General features: G+C 60.0%; 19 protein-coding genes and 2 pseudogenes. 7 read left to right on the top strand and 14 right to left on the bottom strand.

The annotated features are described in order from the left end of the window. Positions 1 to 20: 20 nt before the first annotated feature. Entirely contained in the window at positions 21 to 623 is a 603-nt protein-coding gene (locus RE4_RS06705; protein WP_081098316.1) for a hypothetical protein, read from the bottom strand. Positions 624 to 646: 23 nt separating this feature from the next. Further along, positions 647 to 1,096, bottom strand: a complete 450-nt coding sequence (locus tag RE4_RS06700) for a winged helix-turn-helix transcriptional regulator (protein ID WP_046379802.1) — start codon at positions 1,094 to 1,096, stop codon at positions 647 to 649. Between the two features lie 49 nt (positions 1,097 to 1,145). On the opposite strand from RE4_RS06700, the pseudogene RE4_RS06695 reads away from it, so the two are divergent. Then, a pseudogene (locus RE4_RS06695) lies at positions 1,146 to 2,321 on the top strand (MFS transporter); the annotation flags it as partial. A 66-nt stretch (positions 2,322 to 2,387) separates the two neighbouring features. On the opposite strand, the gene RE4_RS06690 reads toward RE4_RS06695, so the two are convergent. From RE4_RS06690 to RE4_RS06670, 5 genes and pseudogenes are all read right to left on the bottom strand, one after another. After that, a complete protein-coding gene (locus tag RE4_RS06690; RefSeq protein WP_019747511.1) occupies positions 2,388 to 3,638 on the bottom strand; it encodes an amidohydrolase in 1,251 nt (416 codons plus the stop codon). Between the two features lie 98 nt (positions 3,639 to 3,736). Then, positions 3,737 to 4,178, bottom strand: a pseudogene (locus tag RE4_RS06685) (hypothetical protein). A 164-nt stretch (positions 4,179 to 4,342) separates the two neighbouring features. Beyond that, positions 4,343 to 5,737 carry an FAD-binding oxidoreductase gene (locus tag RE4_RS06680; protein ID WP_030535911.1) on the bottom strand — a complete coding sequence of 465 codons (1,395 nt, stop codon included), beginning with the start codon at positions 5,735 to 5,737 and terminating at the stop codon, positions 4,343 to 4,345. A gap of 122 nt (positions 5,738 to 5,859) precedes the next feature. Beyond that, the gene (locus tag RE4_RS06675) at positions 5,860 to 6,408 is read right to left on the bottom strand and encodes a hypothetical protein (protein WP_060938287.1); all 549 of its coding nucleotides are present in this window, start codon (positions 6,406 to 6,408) and stop codon (positions 5,860 to 5,862) included. 15 nt (positions 6,409 to 6,423) lie between these two features. Beyond that, complete coding sequence (locus tag RE4_RS06670; protein WP_019747507.1) at positions 6,424 to 6,816, bottom strand: hypothetical protein; 393 nt, start codon at positions 6,814 to 6,816, stop codon at positions 6,424 to 6,426. Between the two features lie 187 nt (positions 6,817 to 7,003). Here RE4_RS06670 and RE4_RS06665 point away from each other — a divergent pair, with 187 nt between their 5' ends. From RE4_RS06665 to RE4_RS06650, 4 genes are all read left to right on the top strand, one after another. After that, positions 7,004 to 8,701 carry a 3-ketosteroid-delta-1-dehydrogenase gene (locus RE4_RS06665; protein WP_019747506.1) on the top strand — a complete coding sequence of 566 codons (1,698 nt, stop codon included), beginning with the start codon at positions 7,004 to 7,006 and terminating at the stop codon, positions 8,699 to 8,701. Between the two features lie 698 nt (positions 8,702 to 9,399). Next, positions 9,400 to 10,224 carry a peptidoglycan DD-metalloendopeptidase family protein gene (locus RE4_RS06660; RefSeq protein WP_238077148.1) on the top strand — a complete coding sequence of 275 codons (825 nt, stop codon included), beginning with the start codon at positions 9,400 to 9,402 and terminating at the stop codon, positions 10,222 to 10,224. Between the two features lie 243 nt (positions 10,225 to 10,467). Continuing rightward, complete coding sequence (locus RE4_RS06655; RefSeq protein ID WP_060938285.1) at positions 10,468 to 11,229, top strand: pentapeptide repeat-containing protein; 762 nt, start codon at positions 10,468 to 10,470, stop codon at positions 11,227 to 11,229. A 14-nt stretch (positions 11,230 to 11,243) separates the two neighbouring features. After that, the gene (locus RE4_RS06650) at positions 11,244 to 11,645 is read left to right on the top strand and encodes a hypothetical protein (RefSeq protein WP_060938284.1); all 402 of its coding nucleotides are present in this window, start codon (positions 11,244 to 11,246) and stop codon (positions 11,643 to 11,645) included. A gap of 59 nt (positions 11,646 to 11,704) precedes the next feature. Here RE4_RS06650 and RE4_RS06645 read toward each other — a convergent pair whose 3' ends face one another. The 4 genes from RE4_RS06645 to RE4_RS06625 form a co-directional block, all read right to left on the bottom strand. Then, positions 11,705 to 12,253, bottom strand: coding sequence for an HtaA domain-containing protein (locus RE4_RS06645; RefSeq protein WP_046378083.1), 549 nt, complete (start codon positions 12,251 to 12,253; stop codon positions 11,705 to 11,707). A 76-nt stretch (positions 12,254 to 12,329) separates the two neighbouring features. After that, positions 12,330 to 12,962 (bottom strand): TetR/AcrR family transcriptional regulator, encoded by a 633-nt coding sequence (locus RE4_RS06640; RefSeq protein WP_024488222.1) that lies wholly within the window; start codon positions 12,960 to 12,962, stop codon positions 12,330 to 12,332. Between the two features lie 131 nt (positions 12,963 to 13,093). Then, positions 13,094 to 14,566 (bottom strand): MFS transporter, encoded by a 1,473-nt coding sequence (locus tag RE4_RS06635; RefSeq protein WP_049941038.1) that lies wholly within the window; start codon positions 14,564 to 14,566, stop codon positions 13,094 to 13,096. Positions 14,567 to 15,534: 968 nt separating this feature from the next. Continuing rightward, complete coding sequence (locus RE4_RS06625) at positions 15,535 to 17,199, bottom strand: hypothetical protein (RefSeq protein ID WP_020906526.1); 1,665 nt, start codon at positions 17,197 to 17,199, stop codon at positions 15,535 to 15,537. A gap of 182 nt (positions 17,200 to 17,381) precedes the next feature. On the opposite strand from RE4_RS06625, the gene RE4_RS06620 reads away from it, so the two are divergent. Both RE4_RS06620 and RE4_RS06615 read left to right on the top strand, forming a co-directional pair. Further along, positions 17,382 to 17,999, top strand: coding sequence for a hypothetical protein (locus tag RE4_RS06620; protein WP_031331749.1), 618 nt, complete (start codon positions 17,382 to 17,384; stop codon positions 17,997 to 17,999). Positions 18,000 to 18,227: 228 nt separating this feature from the next. Next, positions 18,228 to 18,719 (top strand): FBP domain-containing protein, encoded by a 492-nt coding sequence (locus tag RE4_RS06615; RefSeq protein ID WP_019747493.1) that lies wholly within the window; start codon positions 18,228 to 18,230, stop codon positions 18,717 to 18,719. 142 nt (positions 18,720 to 18,861) lie between these two features. On the opposite strand, the gene RE4_RS06610 is transcribed toward RE4_RS06615, so the two are convergent. From RE4_RS06610 to RE4_RS06600, 3 genes are read right to left on the bottom strand one after another with little or no spacing between them, the layout of a single operon-like run. Next, positions 18,862 to 19,602, bottom strand: a complete 741-nt coding sequence (locus tag RE4_RS06610; RefSeq protein WP_029254675.1) for a hypothetical protein — start codon at positions 19,600 to 19,602, stop codon at positions 18,862 to 18,864. After that, positions 19,599 to 20,534: an ABC transporter ATP-binding protein gene (locus RE4_RS06605; RefSeq protein ID WP_029254676.1), complete on the bottom strand. Its 936-nt coding sequence runs from the start codon at positions 20,532 to 20,534 to the stop codon at positions 19,599 to 19,601. The genes RE4_RS06610 and RE4_RS06605 overlap by 4 nt, the downstream gene beginning before the upstream one ends. After that, positions 20,531 to 20,893 (bottom strand): GntR family transcriptional regulator, encoded by a 363-nt coding sequence (locus RE4_RS06600; RefSeq protein WP_019747490.1) that lies wholly within the window; start codon positions 20,891 to 20,893, stop codon positions 20,531 to 20,533. The genes RE4_RS06605 and RE4_RS06600 overlap by 4 nt, the downstream gene beginning before the upstream one ends. Between the last annotated feature and the right edge of the window lie 1,226 nt (positions 20,894 to 22,119).

Raw genomic sequence — 22,119 nt, 5'->3', positions numbered from 1 at the left:
ATGGATGATCCGGCAATGATTCATTCTCGTCGCGACCACTTGCCGCGCAGAAGCATCAGTGCGGTAAGGGTGAGGCCCCATCCGATCGTGGACAGTGCGACGCCCACGCCTGCCTGTCCGGTGGCATCAGTACTGGCGTCGATACTGAATGCTGTGGTGAATCCCGCAGCCGTGCCGGCAGCTGCAGTCAGGCCGCCTGCCTTCATCCACCGCGACCGATGTGCGGAAACGAAACACGCGAGGATCACCGTTAATCCGCAGGCAAACACCTGCCAGGGAGGAAACTGCGTCGGGGCAGGCAGGCCGGGGCCGCGGAATCCGCCTTTGTAGTCGGCTGACCAGCTGAGCCAGCCCACACAAGACAGAAAGCCCAGCGCAAAGGCCAACAGGCCGGTGCGCCACAGTCCGAGTGGGCCCGATCCCGTGCGCCCGGCGTCGAGGGCGGTCGTGGAGTGCTCCACGCCAGTTCGTTCCGAACGCCAGATTGTCCAGATGATGCTTGCGCCGATAGTTGTGGGTACGCCGACGAAGATGAATGCAATCCAGAGAAACTGCGGCCAGGAAAACTCGAGATCGACAGTCATGATCGGAGTATGCGCGAACTTCGAATCCTGTGCGCCCATCTACCGATCTGGCGAGTTGCGGGTCAGCCTTCCTCGACCTTCTCCACATGTGTACTTGCCGGGTCCAGGTCGATATTCCGTGCGTTGATCAGTCGAAGCCTGGGCACCGGATCGCCCGTGGTGTCGTCGATCAAGATCGAGTGTGGCTCACCGTCATCGAAGGCGTGGCGCTCTCCCCATTGCCGCAGGCTCGTGATCACGATGAACAGATCCATACCGCGTCCGGTCAGGATGTACTCGTTGCGGGTCCCTTGTTCGTTCGGTCGGACTTCGAAAATTCCTTGCTCGACAAGGGTTTTCAGCCTGTCCGTCAAGATATTCTTTGCGATGCCCAGGTTTCGCTGAAACTGACTGAACCTCGACGACCCGTCGAAGGCGTCTCGCACGATCAACAGCGACCATCTGTCGCCGATGATGTCGGCCGCTCGGGCCGTCGGGCAGTGCGGGTCCGTCCATTGCGTGCGATCAGGCATCGGGTTCCTCATTGGTTGCGTTTTGAAACTGTATTGACATAGTCTTCAAATGGTATCAAAACGCAACCAAATTGAGGTAGAAGTGACTGCACGTCAATCTGTCGAGAACGCACGGGACAAGTTCAAAATGCCTCGTGGACTTCGCCTGTTGCTCGCGGTGCTCTGCGGTGTCTCGGTAGCCAATATCTACTACGCACAGCCGCTCCTCGGGCAAATCGGTTCAGATCTTTCCATCCCTCCGGCCGGCCTCGGCTTCGTAGTCGCACTCGCCCAAATGGGTTACGTGGTGGGGTTGATCGTGTTGGTGCCACTGAGCGATCTCGTGAATCGCAAAAGATTGATCGCAATCCAGATCGTCTCTGCTGCAACAGGAACGATGCTTGTTGCTCTTGCAGCCACGAATCTGCAACTGCTGATCGGGATGGCTGTCGCAGGCACGTTCTCGGTCGTCGTTCAAGTCGTAGTCGCCTACGCTGCGGCAATCAGCGACCCAGATGAGCGGGGCGCAAACATCGGTGTGATCACCAGCGGCGTTGTCGTCGGCATCATCCTCGCTCGGACTGTCGCCGGCGCAGTTGCGGATCTGGCAGGCTGGCGGGCTGTCTACGCGGGATCCACCTTGATTTCGGTCCTGATCGCGGCGCTCGCGTCGACGATGCTGCCGAAAGACCCTCGTTCGCAATCGGATCGGGGTTCGTACGTGGGTGCAATGGGATCGGTCGTGACATTGACTCTTACGAACCGACTATTTCGCACGAGGGCTCTGATCACCCTGTTCCTGTTCGCGTCCTTCGGTGCGCTCTGGAGCGGTATGGCATTACCACTGAGCGAGGAGCCATGGCGATTGTCGACCACACAGATCGGGCTCTTCGGAATCGCCGGATTGGTCGGAGCATTGGGCGCGATCGGTGCCGGACGTTGGGCCGATCAAGGCAAAGCCCAACGCGTCACCGGGGCGTCGTTGGTCGTTCTCTTGCTGTCGTGGGTTTTCAACGCGCAGGCGACGCACTCGCTGGTGTTACTCGTAGTCGGTGTTGTTGCTTTGGACTTCGCCGTGCAGGCTGTTCATGTCTCGAGCCAGAACCTGATCGTCGCGGATGAACCGGAATCGGCCGGGCGGACCATCGGTAGTTACATGGTGTTCTATTCGTTGGGCAGCGCGGCTGGGGCGGTTTCCACCACTATGGTTTTCGACGCGGCAGGGTGGGGCGCTGCAAGTATTCTCGGCGGCGCCTACGCGTTTGCAGCCTTGATCGTGTGGACGGTCGATCGATTGCGGACCCGCAACACCCTAGGGAGTGGGGAGCCACGTCCTGGCCGCGACGACCAAGGCGTTCACGCCGATGGTCAGGGTCGGCTCGATCACGGGAGCGTAGTGCGGGGAGTGGTTCGACGGCACGGTTCGCAAAGCCGGATCGGTCATGTCACCTGTCGTGAACAGTGAAGGGTCGGTACCGCCCAACAACCAGTACGACAGTGGCGCACCGGCACTGGTCGCGAGAATGCCGACGTCTTCACTACCTGCTCCCGCACCGGGATCGAGAATCTTGTTCGTCCCCAACCATTCGGCGAAGGCATCGAGTGTCTTGTCCAGCGCCGCCGGGTCATTGACGACGATCGGAAAGTGCTCCGTCTCGGTGATGGTCGGTGGGGTGGGAGCGCCGGCGGTGGCCGCTTCGCCCTGGACGATGCGGTCGACGCTATCCAGGATGCGCTGACGCACAACTGCGTCGTAGCTGCGGATGTTGAGTTGCAGTTCTGCTTCGCCGGGAATGACGTTGGCGGCATCTCCAGCATGGATGGAGCCGACGGTGAGGACAGCTGTTGCAGTACTCGGGACCTCGCGTGAGATGACAGTTTGCAAACGCAACACGGTTTCGGCCGCCATGACCACGGGATCGACCGAGTTCTCCGGCATAGATCCGTGGGCGCCCTTTCCGACCAGTCTCACACGAAGTGAGTCCGATCCCGCATACGAGGGGCCGGCGTGCCCGGCGATCGTGCCTGCCGGTAGCGGCGATACGTGTTGGCCGAGAACGATGTCGGGCTTCGGGAATCGCTCGAACAGTCCGTCGTCGACCATGGCTTGCGCACCCGCGCCAAGTTCCTCCGCCGGTTGGAAGACGAGGACAAGAGTGCCGGACCAGGTCGTCGTGTCCTGCGAGAGGATCCGGGCTGCACCGAGTAAGCAGGTCGTATGCAGGTCATGGCCGCACGCGTGGCTGACCGAGACGGTCTTCCCCTGATCGTCGGTCGTTGTCACGGTGCTGGCGTAGTCCAATCCGGTTTCTTCCCGAACCGGGAGGGCGTCCATGTCCGCACGCAGCAGCGCTGTGGGGCCCGCTCCGTTCTTCAGGACTCCGACGACTCCGGTTGTCCCGACGCCGGTAGTCGTGTCGAATCCCAGTGCTGTCAAATGTCCTTCCACCAGACTGGATGTTCGATGCTCGTGAAATCCAAGTTCCGGGTTGCCGTGGAGGTCTTTGTACAGGTCGATCAAATCCAGATCCACTGCGATCGTTTCGTGCACTGACGAGGTCATGAGAGTCCTCTCGGTAGCGTCTTTTCAGGCTAACCGGGATGACGGGTCGGTAAACAGGACCTTAGGCCCCACCGCGTCCGCGATGCGGAGTTCTGGTGCTACGGCACGTAGAACGATGCGACACCTGGGGTGATGATGGATCCGGCCACAGACGTCACGGCGACAGCGACTTGACCGGTCCCGGTCTGCACGATCGCCCCTGCCGGGACTCCGTTCAGACCGTCCGAGAGACGAGCGGAGCCGGAGACCCCGGTCGAAAGGTTCAGCCAGCGCACTTCGGACGAGAGCAGGCATCCCCAGCGGTCTTCCTTGCCCCCGGTGATCGTCACTGTGCCGGGTAGTTCGCCGACTACAGCTACGCAGCGGACCGCCGGCGCGTCGAAGCTGCCGTTCCGCGTCGAAGCTGCCGTTCGGGTTGCCGTACGGCGCAGGGTTGATCTGGAATGGAATGGTCACCGCAGCGGATGCGAGCGCTACCGACGTCAGAGCCGACGTGATCACGACGGATGTGCAGACGCTCAGTCGGCGAACGAGATTCATCACGGAGGCCTCCAGCCATATCCAGGCGATTTGCTTATTCCCCGACATAACGTCTTGGTCGTAACTTCCCTTCTTGCACCGCCGCATTGAAGACGACAGCCTCACCATATCCGGTTGCACAGGAGAATTCAGGTACTCGTCGCTATTCGATACCTGTAGCGGCCTCAGATGCCGTCCGTCGAACCGCTCGAGGGGATCAGAACGCGCGGATTCAAGATGTTGTTGGGGTCGACAGCGTTCTTGATGGTCCTGTTCAGTTTGCTGACGACGGGATCGAGCGAGTTCGACAAGCGATCTCGTTTATCTTGTCCTACACCATATTCTGTTGCTGCGAATCCGCCCAGAGTGCTCACGAGTTGATAGATTTCTTGTCGCGCCGCGGAGGCGGATTCAGCGGCGGCCACGTCTCCGATGGGGTAGTTGAGGACTGGGTGCGTGAGCTCGTCGGCTGCGTGGGTGTAGCTGACGATGGTGGTGCTGTAGCGCTTCGCGATGTCGGCTATACCGTCGGTGAGCTCGGGGAGTCTGTCGATGGGTACCGCGACGTCGTCGCCGATGACCACCCCTTTCCGCTCGAAGGCTTCGTAAACGGCATAGCGGGGGCGGATGAACAGTTCGCCTTCGTGAGGGTCGTCGGTAGCGTATGTAGCTGTGGCTCGATGCTTTTCGCAGAGAGTGCTCATCAATTTCATCTCTGTCTCTGCGCCGTTACCGGCGTCGGATCGCCCGATCAGGAGTGCTCCGGCATCGGTGTCCAGTTCCATGTTGAGGAATTCTTCCGCCACCTTGATGGCTGCGTTGTCGAGGATTTCGAGTTCTGAAGGGCGTATTGAACTTGTGATATCTCGGGCAGCGGCAACTGCGTCGGCCATGAGTGGAAAGAAGGCCACCAATGTGTGGGGAGTCGGAGGCTGAGGGATGAGTCGCAGCGTCAGTTCGGTTATCACACCGAGCGTTCCTTCACTGCCGACGAATAGCTTGGTCAATGCAAGCCCTGGGGTGTCTTTGATCCGTTTTCCGCCCAGTTCGGCGACGGATCCATCAGGCAGCACAACCGTCATACCCAGGATGTAATCACTGGTGACGCCGTATTTTATGCAGCACGGTCCGCCTGCGTTGGTGGCGGCATTACCGCCGATGGAACAGATTTCGTGAGACGACGGGTCTGGTGGATAGTACAAACCTTCGCGTGCGGCAACAGCCTTGACGTCATTGGTGATTGCCCCTGGTTCGACGATCGCGGTTCGTGACGAGACGTCCACTCGAATAGATTTCATTCGCTCGAGGCTGAGGGTGATAGCGCCGTCGACGGCGGTGGATCCGCCGACGACGCTCGTGCCGGCGCCCCGTGGAATGACCGGGACATTGTGACTGTTGGCGAAGCGCAAGGTCTCCTGGACATCTGCCGTCGTCGAAGCACGTACGACGGCGATCGGAGTGCCGGCTGCGGGATCGAAACTCCAGTCCTGCCGATAGGACTGGAGTAGATCTGGATCTGTGATCATCGCACCCGGCGACAATCGTCGGGCGAGCGTGTTCAAAGCGTCGACATTGACCATGATCTGGCTTCAGCCTTCCGATCCGAGATGTGAAACTCATTGTGTCCAAGGCATGTCCGTGGACCTAAGAGTTGAAAGTTAGTATCTCGAGTGCGGTTGAGATCCACCGAATGTGGCGTACGTCATATGTTGCTGAGGTCGGTCAGTACCTGATCGAAGGCACCGGTACGTCCAGGTGTCACTACATTCTGAAACAGAGTCAGGACACATTCGTCAAGGGTGTCCGTTGCCGTGAGGGTTCTTCTGGTGACGATACTTCTACCGGACCATCGCCCACGTTCCATGTGAGCCAATGCGATTCCGTCACGTCGGGCTGTTGCCTTTCGGCCCGATGAATGAACGAAGAGGTATCTTCTGCCCGCGATATCGACTTCGCACAGCTTGTTCTTGCGGCGCATGGCCTTGGGTCTCTGGTCGATCAGAGTCCCGATCGTTCCGTCGGACAATCGAAGTGATGCAGGTCGGCCCTTGCGGAATGCGAGCCTTGGTCGATCCTGCTCGGCTGTTGACGATTTCCTCTTCCGCCCGCCGGAAACGCTCTCCAATTCGTCGTCGGGTGCGGGAATCAGTTCGCCTTGGACGCTCCCCGACGGATCGAATATCGATACGGCCGAACCACCTTCGGCAAGGTTCACGAACCAGCCGGTCTCTGTAGGGGTGTTCCATTTCATGTAGATGATTATTCTTCATCGGTGCCGAGGAACGTCAGCAGATAGTCCGAGACGAGGATCGCAGTTGTCGGGAAAGACCTCGACGGACTCGAGCACCAAATCGCGCAGTGCATCGATTACTTCGCCTCGTGACGGAGCTTCTTCGCTGAATTCGTTGACAATCGCTTCGACAGCCAGACGATGAAGAGCCTCGTGCTGGTCGAAGACGTGGCGTAGGCGGGGAAGCATGCCGCGTACGGCGTCAGGCTCGAGTGAGTGGGCGATAAATCCGACGGCTCGCCCGTCGAGGTTGCAGGTCAGGCTGTAGTAGTCGTCGTCCAATCGCTCACCGTCGGACAAGATGTAGTGCCCGCGGACAAGGGTGCCGAGCGCTTCGTCAGTGATGCCGAAGCCGGAGTCTGTCGTCACGAGAGCAGCCTAAAGGTCGACGAGGGCAAGGCGTAGTTCTGCTGAGACGGCCACAACGTCCGAACCGTGGCAGGAGCTGTTTTTCGCCAATCCACTCGCAATGTCCCGCTGACTGGGCATCCGGAACCTTCTGCGCCGCGACTGCCTTAGCGTTCTACGTCGATAACCACGTGAAGGGATTTGTTCAATGGCTAAGAATCAGGCACCCCCCGCGACACAAGCCAAGGACATCGTTGTCGATCTATTGGTGATCGGGTCCGGTACCGGCATGGCTGCCGCTCTCACCGCGAACGAACTCGGCTTGTCCACGCTGATCGTGGAGAAGACGCAGTACGTCGGCGGTTCGACGGCGCGGTCCGGTGGGGCGTTCTGGATGCCTGCCAACCCGATCTTGGCGAAAGCCGGTGCGGGCGACACCGTTGAGCGAGCGAAGACATACGTGCGTTCGGTGGTCGGTGATACTGCCCCTGCCCAACGAGGAGAAGCATTCGTCGACAACGGTGCGGCCACTGTCGACATGCTCTACCGCACGACGCCCATGAAGTTCTTCTGGGCCAAGGAATACTCCGATTACCACCCCGAACTGCCGGGCGGTAGCGCCGCCGGACGTACCTGCGAGTGCCTGCCGTTCGACGCGTCGGTACTGGGAGCGGAACGCGGTCGCCTGCGCCCAGGTTTGATGGAAGCCGGACTGCCGATGCCGGTGACGGGTGCGGATTACAAGTGGATGAACCTGATGGTGAAGAAGCCGAGCAAGGCTTTTCCCCGCATCATCCGCCGCCTGGCGCAAGGCGTTTACGGCAAGTACGTCCTCAAGCGTGAATACATCGCGGGCGGTCAGGCGCTCGCCGCCGGACTGTTCGCCGGTGTGGTCCAGGCCGGTATCCCGGTGTGGACGGAAACGTCGTTGGTTCGGCTCATCACCGAAGATGGCCGCGTAACGGGTGCAGTTGTGGTGCAAGACGGACGTGAAGTGACGGTGACCGCTCGGCGCGGTGTCGTCCTGGCAGCCGGCGGGTTCGACCACAACATGGAGTGGCGCCACAAGTACCAGTCGGAGAGCCTCGGTGAGCATGAGAGCCTGGGCGCAGAGGGCAACACCGGCGAAGCGATCGAGGCAGCACAAGAGCTCGGTGCAGGTATCGGATCGATGGATCAGTCCTGGTGGTTCCCCGCGGTGGCAAGCATCAAGGGCCGCCCGCCGATGGTGATGCTCGCAGAGCGTGCGCTGCCCGGCTCTTTCATCGTCGACCAGACCGGTCGTCGATTCGTGAACGAGGCGACGGACTACATGTCGTTCGGCCAGCGCGTGCTCGAACGGGAAAAGGCTGGCGATCCGGCCGAGTCGATGTGGTTTGTTTTCGACCAGGAGTACCGCAACAGCTACGTGTTCGCAGGCGGTATCTTCCCCCGTCAGCCCCTTCCGCAGGCATTCTTCGAGTCCGGCATCGCGCACCAGGCGAGCAGTCCGGCCGAACTCGCCCGCAAGGTCGGTCTCCCCGAGGATGCGTTTGCCGAGTCCTTCCAGAAGTTCAACGAGGCCGCTGCTGCAGGTAGCGATGCGGAGTTCGGTCGCGGCGGCAGCGCATACGATCGGTACTACGGCGACCCGACAGTGTCTCCGAACCCGAATCTGCGCCAGCTCGACAAGAGCGCCCTCTATGCGGTGAAGATGACGCTCAGCGACCTGGGCACCTGCGGCGGTGTGCAGGCGGACGAGAATGCACGCGTGCTTCGTGAGGACGGCAGCGTCATCGACGGCCTGTACGCGATCGGCAATACCGCGGCCAACGCATTCGGTCACACCTACCCAGGCGCCGGCGCGACGATCGGCCAGGGGCTGGTTTACGGATACATCGCGGCCCATCACGCAGCAGAGAAGTAGCTCAAACCGTAGATGCACTAGCTAGTAGATCGACCTGACGGGAGATCAGCGCGCGTTTCCGATGCCGGAACGTGCACTGGTCTCCCGTTCGGCGTGTAGCAGCAATGCCAGCTGTATGTCCCATCTCTGTAACGCTGACGTGCCGGGCGACCGAGGCGCGGTATCGTCTCCAGAAGTGATGTGAGGCACCGATTTTTTCACCAGATGCCGTGGAATGAAGTGGCGCCTGATATCGACCGGTCGGGTCGAAAGCGCAAAAACAGGTACGTACCCAGGTAATTCAACCGTGGCGTGGAGCGTCGTGAAGCGACAGCGTATGAGGTGATTCCTCATCCGCAACGCAAGGATCTCCATGTTCCACCCCATTTCCGACCATCCGGGTAGACACCCACCCTGTCGATCTTCGAACGAAATGCCCTCAGTTCGGTCCGGCATTCGTAGTCCTCGATCAACGATCGATTCAGGCACTGCCTCGATGTAGAACCCGTATCTCCTGTGCTGTCACCAGGAGATACAGACCTGCGGGTCTATGCGCGCGATCGCGTTCGAGAGTGGTCACCGTACTTCTCTCCATGGCGCAATCCGAAAATTTCACTCCAACGGAGTCTCGGTGCGATGCACCGCGTAGCTCAGCACGTTCTGAGTGCTGTCTGGCGGTAGAGCCTGCGCCGGCTCCGAGCACATCAGTCAAGGAAAATATGAGTAAGCACAGAAAACACAAGCCTTCCAGCACAAAACGATTCATCGCCGTAACTGCAGGACTGGGCGCCCTTGTGGGGGCCGGAGCAGTTGTCAATGCAGGTACCGCCGGTGCGCAGGGCTGGTCGGCGAGTTGCAGTTGGGAGTGGCCGGTAAGCGGATCACTTTCGCAGGGGTACCACGCGGGACATGACGGAGTCGACTTCGCTGTCAACGTCGGCACCGCGCTTCACGCGCCGACATCGGGCACGATTTCTGTTGCCGGACCCAATGATCCGGGTGGATACGGAACGTACATCCAGTTGGAAGCGGACAGTGGCGAGCAGATTCAGATGGGCCACCTCTCCGAAACCTGGGTCGGTGTGGGGCAGCACGTCGAGGTAGGCGACCAGATCGGGGCAACGGGTAACACCGGTAGCTCCACCGGTCCACATCTGCACCTCCGCATTCACAGTGGTGGCGCCGTCGATCCCATGTCCTTCCTGAGTTCGATCGGGGCGTGCGATACCGGGTCGAGTATCGTGCCCGCACCCGCACCCGCACCCGCACCCGCGCCCGTGCCGGCACCGGAAGTAGCACCCGAATCCACACCGGAACCGGCACCAGTTCCCGTCGTCTACTCTGAGGCAGCCGAATCTGCACCGGTAGAGAGCATTCCGGAGTCGAAGGCTCCAGCGTCTGGCGAAGAGGTAGTCGTTGCGGCCGGTGATACATTGTTCGACCTCGCTGCAGAACGAGGTCTCACCTGGCAGCAGTTGTGGGACATCAATCCACAGATCGCCGATCCCGACCAGATCTTTGTGGGCGACGTAATCAATCTGTGAGAGTGGATAATTCGATACTGATCCTGGGATGAGTCAAAGATTCGTATACGACCGGTTCCAGTACCCGAGTTAACTCCGAGTTCCAGTTGGTGCGTGTGAGCGCTGCAGCCGGGCCGTGTATTTCACGGTCCGGCTGTTTGCGCGCTCCGAGAAGTGATTCCTACCGAAGTGCTGATGCGTGGCGGTTCGCTTCTTGGGCAGCCACGGCCAATCGCGGGGGATCTTGCCGATACTATTGAGCCCGTGAACCGGTCCGCGATCACCTCCCTACGTCGACGTTGGTCAGATGAGGGCGTCGACAATTTACGGGCGCAGCTGCTCGATCAGTCGCGGATCGTCAAGCCGCCCCACACCCTCGTCTCCCCATGGGCGGACACCGATGACGGGCTGATCGATGTGCGTGGCCTGACAGCGGGTAGCGGTGGATTGGACATCCGGTATCTCACGTTGGAACGGATTGATCTGAGTTTCGCTCGGGGTGCGATCTCCGTCTTCGAATCCGAATTATTCGACTGTCGTTTCGATTTCGTGGCACTGACCGGACAGACCCGTTTCAATCGCCGATTCGAACGGTGCAGTTTCCGGGGTGCCACGCTCTCGCGTCTGGCGCTCGGACCGAGGGTGGTCGATTGCGATTTCACTGGAGCCAAAGCACGCGGGCTCCGCTCCGTGCCCAATACTGTGTTCGAACGATGTGCATTCGACGACACAGACCTGACTGGTGCGCAGTTTGCCGATACCGCTTTCGTGGAGTGCACTTTCGGCGGCGCACGATTCTCGGCGGCCACGAGTTTTGTGCGGTGTTCCTTCACCCGGACCGCTGTCGAGTTCTCCGAGGCGCGAGTGTCGCGAACAACGGGTGACGGCACCGCGATTCCGGATCAATGGGCAGGTGAGGCCGATTCAGCAGTCGCACTGGAGCGGTATGCCGGTCGATATGCCCGAGCACTCGGCGTGGGGGACACAGAGGGTATGGCCCTCGATCCTGAAATGGATGATTCGTAAAAGGGGGCAGATCGATGACTCGCGGGGTCACGTTCAGAACAGTATTCGGTGGACCGTCGGTGCCGCTCGACTTCATCGAGGAATTGACACGGCTCAGACACCGGCTGAGGGGCATCGCGATGCAGTACGACTTCGATCTGTTTGTTGTCGTTGGTGGCGACATCACCGTGGTGACCGATCCGACCGGGATCCGGCTTCCACGTGTGTTTCTGGGCAGGCGTACCGCTACGGCGCAGGTACAGATGAACACTGACGACGTGATGGGGGTGTCCGACCCGCGTGCATTTCTGTACACGACGATCCATGCGGCACTGACGGAACTGATCGCGCGTGTCTCAGACCGCGACAACGACTTCGATGCGGACGGGGAGCGAGCGAAGATCGAGTTCTTGATCCCGGAAGACAGACGCGATTGACCCATTGGTATCGATCTGTGGGTATTGGCCCTGGACCGCCGATTGCAGTGCCGCGGCCGTCAGGGTGACGGTCGCTGTGGTCCGACCCCGACAGTCAACGGCGAAAGCTTCGCACCCGAAGGATAATTCGCGCCGAACATCATCGAACCTGCAGGGGTAACCCTGACCTCGGCGCACACGGTTGATGCTGGGCTCTCGACAACATCGAGGGTCGCAATCACGATGTGGTCCGAACCGTCGAGGGTGGTCCTGACGCTTAGTTGACCCTGTTTGTCGTTGATACGAACCTCGGGATCGGCAATGACGATGTCGAGAAGCCCGTCGTGGGCCCGGAGGTGAATCTCACCACGGTACTGGGAAATTCGCGCCCCATCGGGGTCGTGGCGATCGGCGACGAGTGGCCAGTGGAGTTCGTCACCTTGTTCGGCTAGGCCGTAAGCGTATGAAATCTCGCCCAGGGCTCGAACATATTGCAGTAAGGAATCTTTCACTGACCATCTCAGTGACGTGGCGGTAGTGTTCTCCGATATGTCCACTGTGGCTCGCTTCTTTCCTGTGGTACCGACCGTGTTCGATCGGTCCGACCAATCTTGTGCATTCAATTTCATTGTGCGGCAGTAACTTCGGCGATATGAACTAGTCGTTCGTTCAGTGGTGAGTCAGGACGATGAACCGTAGGCGCGACTACCTGTCAGCAGAACTGCTTTGAGATTTGACGCCCCCGAGGACTAGATCGACGACCGACTCGATATATTTATCGATTCCGGCTTCGAACTCTTTGAGTTTCGAATTCGGGGTCATCAAATAATGGTGTTCGATCGTTCCTGCGACGGCATCAAGTATCAGAGCTGGCGAAGTTCCCTTCGCTATCTCTCCGCGTTCAATCGCGCGGAAAATGATTTCGCGACCGCCGGTTATGCCTTCAGCGCGCACCCCAGCGATTTCGCCTTCGAATAGTTCTGGAAAGACTTTGGCGTCGATCATGGCCCGCATCCGTACTGTGCCATGGTTCCCGAACAACCGCTCTGCAGTTTCTTGGCCGACGGCCACCAGGTCCCCCCGCAGTGTTCCAGTATCCAAGTCACCGAGAGATCTTTGACTGAATCGCAACGCGGCTGACATTATCTGTTCTTTGGTTTGCCATCGCCGGTAGAGGGCGGCTTTTCCAACCTTGGCGTGTCGCGCAATGAGATCGAGATTCAATCTTGCCCACCCTAGATCCCCGTACAATTCCAGAGTGGTGGACAGAAGACGTGTTTCTATGTCGGGGTCGATGGGGCGGCCGCGCCCAGACGGTTGTGAGGCGGCGCGTGGCATGACTCCATCATGCCACGCACCACCTGGCGATCTCCTTAGGGCATCTCGTCAGTTCCGGTCTAGCCTGGTGTAGTTGCGAGGTTCAGTGTGCTCCCTTGTTCGGAACTGCGGCCAAAGGCTCTCGTTCCGAATCATGATGATTCTCGGACCGGAAGATTGATCATTTGCTCCGGAGTCTCTGGCTGGTAGGCCTTTCCGCCCAGTTTGTTGAGGAATGGGGCGAGAACAAAGATCAGAACGGAAACACCGATACAGATGGCCCAGATCGTTATGAAAGCACTCTCGCTAGGTATTTGCGACCCGCTGATCAGCATGCTGGACATGATTGCAGCGAACGTGGCGCCGGCGACGGCCCCAGCCATCGTTCGAGAGGTGTTGTACAGAGCGCCGGCGATTGCGGAGTCTTCTGGACGTGCACGAGAAACGATGAGGGCGGGGAGGAGTGCCGCGATAAAACCGACACCGATACCACCAATAGCACCCATCGAAATGAAAACGGATAGATTGTGTCGAAATGTAATCAGCCCAACGAACCAGATGGCAATCAAAAGGGAAGACATCTGTAACGTGGTTCGATTTCCGAATCGTCGCGAAACGCTGTCGGCGAGGGACGACGAAATCATCAGGGCAATCGGCACCGGACTGATAGCAAACGCCACGCCCACTGAGTCGAGACCGAATCCGTACCCGACGGCTTCGGGTTTGGATGCGAAGAACAGTACTGAGACGGTGGCCGCTCCGTAAAATTGTAAGCCGAATAGTCCCGTCAATCCCATCAAAAATCCCACCCCGCCCTTGGTCAACAAGCTCACATCGACCAGTGGGGCGCTGATTCTCTGCTCGAGCGCGACGAAAGCGACAAGTAGCGCCAAGCCGCCACCAATCGCCATGAGCGTTGTTGCAGAAGTCCACCCCAGTTTGCTTCCGTTGCTGATCCCGACAAGGAAGATCGCGAGGCCGATGCCAAGCAGCGCTGCACCTGTCCAATCGATGGACCCAGCTGCACGGGTGGAGGTTTCGGGGACGAACAGCGCGATGGTGGCAAGGCTTACCAGTGCGAGTGCGGCGGGTACGAAGAGGACCAGAGTCAGGTCGGCGTTGGTGCCGAGCATTCCGACCAAAAGGGTTCCTGCCGCTCCTCCGGCGCCAAGGCACCCGACGAGAATTCCGATTGCGCGGCCTGAATTAGCTCCCGCTCGTTCTCGGAGAATTGCAAGTTCCAGCGGAAGTAGAGCTCCCAGGGATCCTTGAATTACCCTGCCCAACAGAAAGATTCCGAAGGACGGAGCTGCTGCTGTCAGGATCGTTCCGAGGGTTACGGAGCCAAGCACAATCAAAACCATGCGACGATGACCGTATCTGTCGCCCAGTTTGGCTAGCAATGGGACGAAAATTACGGTGGAGAGTAGGTATGACGCCAGGACCCAGTTGAGTTGTGCCGGGTTGACGTCGAGCCTCTGCCCGATTTTGGGAATGAGCGGTATATACCACGACTGCAACATTCCGCTGGTGACTTCCGAAAATGCGAGGAACCCAACCGCTGCTAGTCCTCCGGCCTGGAGAGGCGCAGTGGCAATACCCGACTGGACGTTCGGTGTGGTCAATGGAGCCCTCCGGCGATAAGCCCACTGCGGGTTCGGTTGTTGCGCATCAGTTCTCGGTTCCTTGTCTGCGGGAGATTTGGAGTCGACCGAATAAGAGACGACTATCGTCCGTTGAACAATATTGAGTGTGTTGCTGATGTGTCAAGGCTCACAAAATTACTACTGGGTGGTAGCTAGACCGGGCGCTCGGACTCCGGTGCTCGGCAGGTGCGGCCGTGCGTGCGGACCTGCGCTCAGTGGCGTGTGGTCCGACGTCCGGACTTCACTTGTCGGCACAGTCAGCCTGCAGGGCTTGCTATTTCAGCGATGGTTCGCTCGACGGTGTGGGCGATTTCGCCGGCTGGAGGGAGAAGCTCGGCATCTGTCTGGATTCCGATCCAGAAGTTGTCGTTGCAACACGCCGCCGTGAAGCCGACGCGGGGATTGCCCGCCAACGGGCCAAGCGGCCAGCGCTAGACGAGCGCGGCCTCGAGCGTGAGCGGAAAGGTTGTTCCTGCCGCACGTGGAGACGGCTTGCGACCGAAGTTTGCTTCGCGACGATTGCGACGGCACGTTCGAGGTCTGTTTCTTGAAATGGGAGGTCGATGATCATGAATCCGACGGCGTTGCGTGCGTCACCGATCGCTGTGACGGAGACGGGGACCGGAACGGCGATCGTTTTCAGAATGGACTCGCCACGATCTTCGAGGATGAATCGCAGTCGGGTGCCCGCTGCAACGAGGTAGGCATCGTTCAATGTGCCTCCCGCACTTTGCCAACCGGCACGACCGGAGCGGTCTGGGCGTTGACGGACGCGATGGATCTAGTGGTGCCGATTGTGCCTAGCAGTGGCCGTGATCGGATCGGCCGGTGTAGGAACGTCCTGATTCGAAATCGGAGGAGGTTCGAGAAACTGGCCTTTTGCGGGATGTGGTGTCGACCCTCTGCTGAGCTTATCGAGGCGACACGGTGGACGACGCTGGTTTCGGCTAGCGGATCACCAAGTCGTGGTCGGTGGCGCTGAGCGTGATCGCGGCAATGGGGTTTCCGCGCATCCAGTCCTGCACGAACGCGTTCAGAGCGGGGTTCGATGCCCGATCCGCGTACGCGTCCGACGGGATCTCGATTGCCCCGACGAGGTGGCGCGGATCGGCATCGAGGCCGGATGCGCGGGGAGTCATCCGTAGTCCGTCGGCGGTGTGCAGGACGACCGGAAGAACCGTGCCATCCGGTGCAGTCACGGTCGCGGTCCGGGTGGTGGCGACCGGGTCGAAATGGTCCACGTCCAGTCGGTATCCGGACGGTTGTGCGTACTGGCCGATCGCGTCCAGCATGCGCGGATCCACCACAGAGTACGGAAACCCGATGTCGATCAGAGTCTGACCGTCGATGGCGCCGTCGCGGGCGGGCAAGGTCGTGGACAAGTGCCAGGGGGCAGCGGGGGACAGGGTATCCGTCGACCGGTCTGTCGGCGCGTTTTCGATCAGTGTGCCGAGAAGGGACGCGCCAGTCGGCGTGAACTCCCAAGCATCCCCGACGAGATCCTTGTGCCAGAAACCGGATTCGGCGCCGCGGCGGCCCTCGACACGCAACTCCCGCCGGTTCGGGCCGGGGCCGAGTGAGTGCACACTGATCGCGGATGTGACTTCACCGGGAATCTTGGGCTGGTGCACCCAGTCCGGTGCCGGAAGTTGGATCGCGGCGGTGCTGCGGTCCAGCGTTTCGGCCACGAGGTTGGGTGCCGACGGCTTGTCCGACTGATCTTCCCAGCTGTAGCGGAAGAAGATCGAGTCCGATCCCGAAGAATCGAAATCAAATGTGCGGGTGTACATGTCGCCGTACTTGTTCATCACGAAAGTGGTTGATCCGGCCGCCGACAGCGAGTCCGCCTGGAATCGCCCGCCGAGCGGGCCGCCGATCTCGTAGCTGTCGTCGTTGGGCAGCCACGGGTCTGCGTAAGTTATTCGGCTGCCGTCCGCGGTCAGCGTGGGGATCATCGTCATCTTGGCGAGTCCGACGAAGTGAATCCGTCCCGCGATGTCGGTGAAAGTTTGATTGTCCCAGGGCGACGAGACGCTCAGCGCCCACCCGTTCGGCCGGTCTCCCGGAAGTTGTCGGCCTGGACCACTCCAGAGGGGCGCGCCCCACGCGGAAGTCCAGTTCCACACGAGCGGGTCCTGGGAGGCGTTGTCCATCGTGTAAACCCAGCCGTTGTCGTCGACTGCGACGAGTTCGTCGTCGTCCAGTGATATCCCGACCAGTCGTCCACGTAGGCATTCGGGCATCGGCACGAAACGCCATGGCTCGGTCGTTGGTTCGCCGGGTGCCCGCGGACGAGCGAGTAAGTCGTGGTCGACCAGTGCAAAGTCCCAGAATCGATTGAATTGGGTTGTTGGCGTGCGCATCTCGATGGAAGACGGGGTGGCCGTGCCGTTGAACAACGGAAGGTTTTCCAACCCGACTCGTCCGCCTCCCGAGGGTGCGCCGGGTGGCAGTTGGGCGGTTCCGAATGGTACGCAACTGGCCGGCCCGGTTTCGGTGGGCGTGGCTGCGGAGAGGGGAGTGGACCACAGCAGGCCGGCGGCGAAGAGGATGCCGACGGTCGACAGTCGCGATCGGTACGGGTGCGAAACTCCACTCGCGGTCTCGTTCACCGTCCGATTGTCGCATGATCGGCACGTTGAATCTGCGGATTGTGAGGTTTGTCCATCTGTGTCGGTTGCGCCGAGAGTGCCGATCGCTGCGTTGGTTGTTGTGAGTGGAACGAGAGTGCTTGTACTGCAAAGGTATTCGCCGTGTAGCTGAGTTTGCCATGACCTGCAGATACGGTGGGGTGATGAGAAGGCCGAAGTCGCTGGGTGAATGGTTGGTAGCTGACCCTCCGGAGTCGTCCAAGCCACCGGGGCCGATTCTTTTGGCATTCACCGTTGTTCCGCTTATTGCGTTGGTCTGCCGGCATTACGGGTGGTGGCCTTCGCCATTCGGTGACTTCAGGTGGTTCGATCCTCTCCTCGTCAGCGCTGCGGCTCTGCTCACCTTGATCGTTGTTGGTCTGGTGTGGGCGGTTCGTACGCTCTACGTTCTCGGCCAGGACCGACGGTGGTCGTGGTGGATCCTGCCCTCTCCGGTTGCCGTTATCGCCGCGGTCGCTGCGGTGTTGTTGATGCCGCCGGCAACTTTCCTCGACAAGAGCGGAGAGTTCGAGACCGTCGCGATTGCTCTCCTGGAGCAGCCTGGATCGACTGTGGAAGAGCTCGAGATCGGCCAGTTCGAGATCAGCAGTGCCCATGTCGTACGTCCCGATGAGGTCTACTTCATCGACAACGACAGCATGTTCACCACCACGAGTGGATGGGTGTACTCGCCCAGCGGCGCACCAACGGGGTTCGACGATTTCTCCGCAAAGCACCTCGGCGGACCTTGGTACGAGTTCACGGCGGTCTGGCGTGACTGATTCACCGCGCCATTTCACGCATGAAGTGCGTCGATAAATCGAGTGGCCCGTGTCGAGGACCTGTGGCTACCATCGGGGTGTGGACATCGTGATGCCCCATGGGCGTGAGGGGGTTGTCGGCGTCGTCTTCGCCGGCGGCAGATAGCGCATTTCGGACCCGACAGCACTAGGTGCTGGTCGGGCCATGAGCTGTACCCACCTTCACCGATCCACGATTGGCATACACCCATGATCATTTTGACCGATACATCTACCCGTTCCAGCCTCGTCAACGCGAGCCGTAAGGAGAAGACTGATCTCACGTTGCCGGATGGCTTCGACACCATCGACTTCGACGCTCTCGACTATCTGGGCTGGCGAGATCCCAAAATGGGCCGACGCGCCTACGCGATCGTCCCGACACTCGACGGGGAGATCATCGGAGTCTTGCTCGTTCAAGCGCAAGCCACTCCGCGGTCGCGTGCCCAGTGTTCCTGGTGCCGTGACACGCGCCTTCCCAACGAGGTCGTCTTCTACGGCGCCAAGTTGGCCGGGCCCGCTGGTCGACGTGGCAGCACAGTCGGAACACTGATCTGCCGAGACTTCCAGTGCTCGGCCAATGTTCGTAACGACCCCCCGCTCCCGTATGCCGGCTACGATGCCGCCGCTGCGCGCCAGGACCGGAAAGATGAACTGGTGCTGCGTGCTTCGAGTTTTGTCGAGCGAGTGGCTCGGCAGTAGAGGGGACCCCGGGGACGCGATATCCCTGTTGTGAAGTTCGGCCCCTCCCTGGGCTGAGGAAGGGGCCGAACTGCCTGGACGGTGTCGATCCGAGGGGCACTCGGACACGGTGCGACATCTGGCGTCGCACATGATTACTCGGTCAGGGCGTTGCTCGACGTAAAGTGACCCAGGCTCCGGCTATGCAGGCGATGGCCAGGGCCAATGGAAGTAGTGCCATCGGCACCACTCGGGAAGTATCGGCAAACCACGAACCGATCGCCGGCCACCAGCTGGCCCAGGTGATTACGATCGCTGACAGGCCGAGCACACCGAAGAGACCGGTGAGAGAGGCGAGCAGACCGGTGGTCCTCCATCGCTGGTAGATCGCACCTGTCAGCATTGCGATCGAACTGGTCAGCAGCAGCGTCGCGAACAGCGCGAGCAACTGAACGGCTGCGCTGTCGGTGAAATAGCGTGCGATGCCGAACATGCGCATGTGCACACCCCAGCCGTTGGTGGCGGACTCCACCACTGACAGCAGTTGTAGGGCGATTGCGAAGATTGCGGACTGTGCCAACGCCATTATCGTGGTGGCAGTGAAGAACTCGCGGCGAGTCACGCTGAGTCCGAGTGCGAACGGGAACGTCTGGGTCATCGACTGGAGGTAGAACGCCAGCACGAAACCGTAAACGGAGAACACACTGCCGGTGAATCCCTCACCCTCATCGTTCCGGACGATCGCGTAGATGGTGAAGCTGATGAGGAAAGAGATCAAAAGGATGCCCACCGGCCAGGCGATCAGCAACGGCCACGCGACCGTGTGCAGTTGGAGGACGGAACCGATCCTGGACCGGGTGGGCGCCTTCGGGACCGTCCGTGGCGCTGTCGTTGCGATGCTCATGCGGTGATCTCCTTGCGCTGCGTCGAAGTCGCGATGACAAGTTCCTGCAAAGATGCCGGTTCCACTTGGACTCCGGCCTCCCTCAGTCGGATTCGCTCGGTCTCGGTCACATCGGCCTGCAACATGATTCGGCTGTGGGAGCCTAGTGTCTCTCGGCGCAGGACCCTGCCGGACGCGGCAACGGCATCCACCGCATCAAAGGGGCCGGATACCACTACGGCGCGACCTCGCAGTGCGTCTGCGTCCTCGTCGACGACAATCCGGCCGCTGTCTACGACGATCACGTGCTCGAGCAGATTGGCTACCTCGTCGATAAGGTGAGTCGAAAGCACTACAGTGCGAGGATGTTCGGCGTAGTCGGCAAGCAGTCGATCGTAGAACAGTTGGCGTGCAACGGCATCGAGGCCGAGATACGGCTCGTCGAAGAGCGTGAGCGGTGCACGGGAGGCAAGTCCGATGATCACTCCCAACGCTGACCGCATGCCGCGCGAGAGCTTCTTCACCTTGCGGCACAGTGGAAGTTGGAAATCGTCGAGCAGTGTCTCGGCGAATGCGTGGTCCCAATTCGGGAGCAGATGGCCGGCGGCGACGAGTACATGCTTGACCTTGAGGTCTTCGGGGTACGTCTGGCTTTCCTTGACGAAGCACACGTTCGCCAGGACGTCGGCATTTTCGAAAGGGGCAGCGCCGAATACCTCGACGTCGCCGCTGGTGTGCAGGTCCTGTCCGGTCAGTATCTGCATGATCGTGGTCTTGCCTGCGCCGTTACGGCCGAGCAGGCCGTAGATTTTGTTCTGGCCGATCTCGAACGAGACGTCCGAGAGCGCATCGACGTCCCCGTAGCTTCTGTTCACTGCTCGCATCGAGGCGACGAGTTCAGTCTCGTCGAAACGCCTGACGTGCGACTTGGTCGTTGTCGTGCTTGAGTTCATCGGTCCGCCTTCCTGTCGTCCAGCATGGATTTGAGTTCGTCGAGGGAAATCTGAAGGCGGTCGGCCTCCATGACCAACGGCTCGATGTATTGGCGCGCGAACGCTTCTCGTCGTCTGAACCTGAGTGCGTCGCGGGCGCCGACGGTGACGAACATTCCGATTCCCCGTTTCTTGTAGAGGAGCCCCTCGCCTACGAGTTGATTGAGGCCCTTGGCTGCCGTCGCTGGATTGATTCGGTGGAACGCCGCCAGTTCGTTGGTTGAGGGCACCTGCCCGTCTTCCGGCAGTGAGCCGTCGATGATCGAGCCTTCGATCTGCTCGGCGATCTGCTGGAACAGTGGTCGTCCGTCGTCGATCACGATGATCGGCGCCCGGTGTTCACTGGTTCATTACTCATGTAATGAACCATAGAACGTCGTGGGGCATGTTGGCAATGAGATCGCGGAATCTGGCACCGATGACTTGGGTCTCCGAGCGCTACCCATCGGGATATTCATCGCAGAGGCTGATGGAACAGCTTGGATGCAGACCAGCTACGACTTCCAGATCCCCGGGGCGCTGCGCACAGGCATTGAGCTTCTGCGGAACCGTGGAACCGCCGATCTAGGTGGTCGACCACGGGACGGGGTTGACCGAAACACCCGTCAGCATCGGCAATTCGCCACCCAACGTGAACAGACGAAACCCGCGGCCTCGGCTTCGGGGCGTAACCCGGAGTCGTAGAACAGAAGCCGGACCGCACGCCGCGGTCGGGCTGTTCTTCGTCAACCCAAAGACGGACCCGCATCCACCGCAAGTAGGGACTTAGCGCCCCGTTTTGGTGTTTCTGTACTGATTCGCGATCCCGATACGTACGCTTCCGGCCAGGGAATCGGACACTCGACCAACAGGGGTATCAATGCCGAATCTGACAGTGAAGTTCGGGGGTTCAGACCCGGAAACAGCAGACCTCGCACGCCGGGCACTGCAACCAGTACTCGACAGCATCTACCGCACATACCGCAGGAAACCGCTCCCATTCGTCGAAGCCGCACTGAAACGCGCAGGCCGAGGGAGCTTCTCACAAGCAGGAATTGAGCGATTCGCCAATTACATTTCAAGAGGCGACCGACCGATTCTCACCAAATAGTGCGGCCGCCCGTGATCAGGCCGAAGACCGAAGCGCTTCCACCGGCTACCTGGTCGACGACTTAAAGTGGTCTGTGCCAACTAGGTTCTGTGCCAACTAGGTACAGGTCCATCGTGGTCAACATCGGAGACAGCTCTCGCTCGCGTCCGAGATCGGTAGCTGCCTCACCGTGGCATGGGACCTGTCAAACACAATCTCCCCTTCCTGGACAGGTAGGGGAGATTGTGTTTGTGACCACCGCACGATCCACGCATCTGCTGATATGCAGGTTTCAGGCAGAGCTGAAACTGTCATTCACATGCGGTCGGCCGATCTTCCTACAAGTCGGGGGCGGTTAGTGGCCCTGCGCCTTCTAATGAGAAGGGGATCGTGGAACCGTTCGCCATCGCCACGATCACGTTGACGATAGCAAAGAGAACGCTATTCATTTCAAATTCACCTCCTCTCTCCGTCTAG

The sequence above is a fragment of the Rhodococcus erythropolis NBRC 15567 genome, assembly GCF_001552595.1.
In the GTDB taxonomy this organism is placed as follows: domain Bacteria; phylum Actinomycetota; class Actinomycetes; order Mycobacteriales; family Mycobacteriaceae; genus Rhodococcus_F; species Rhodococcus_F erythropolis.
Note: the sequence above shows the minus strand (reverse complement) of the source record. Positions and strands in the feature narration are given on the sequence as shown.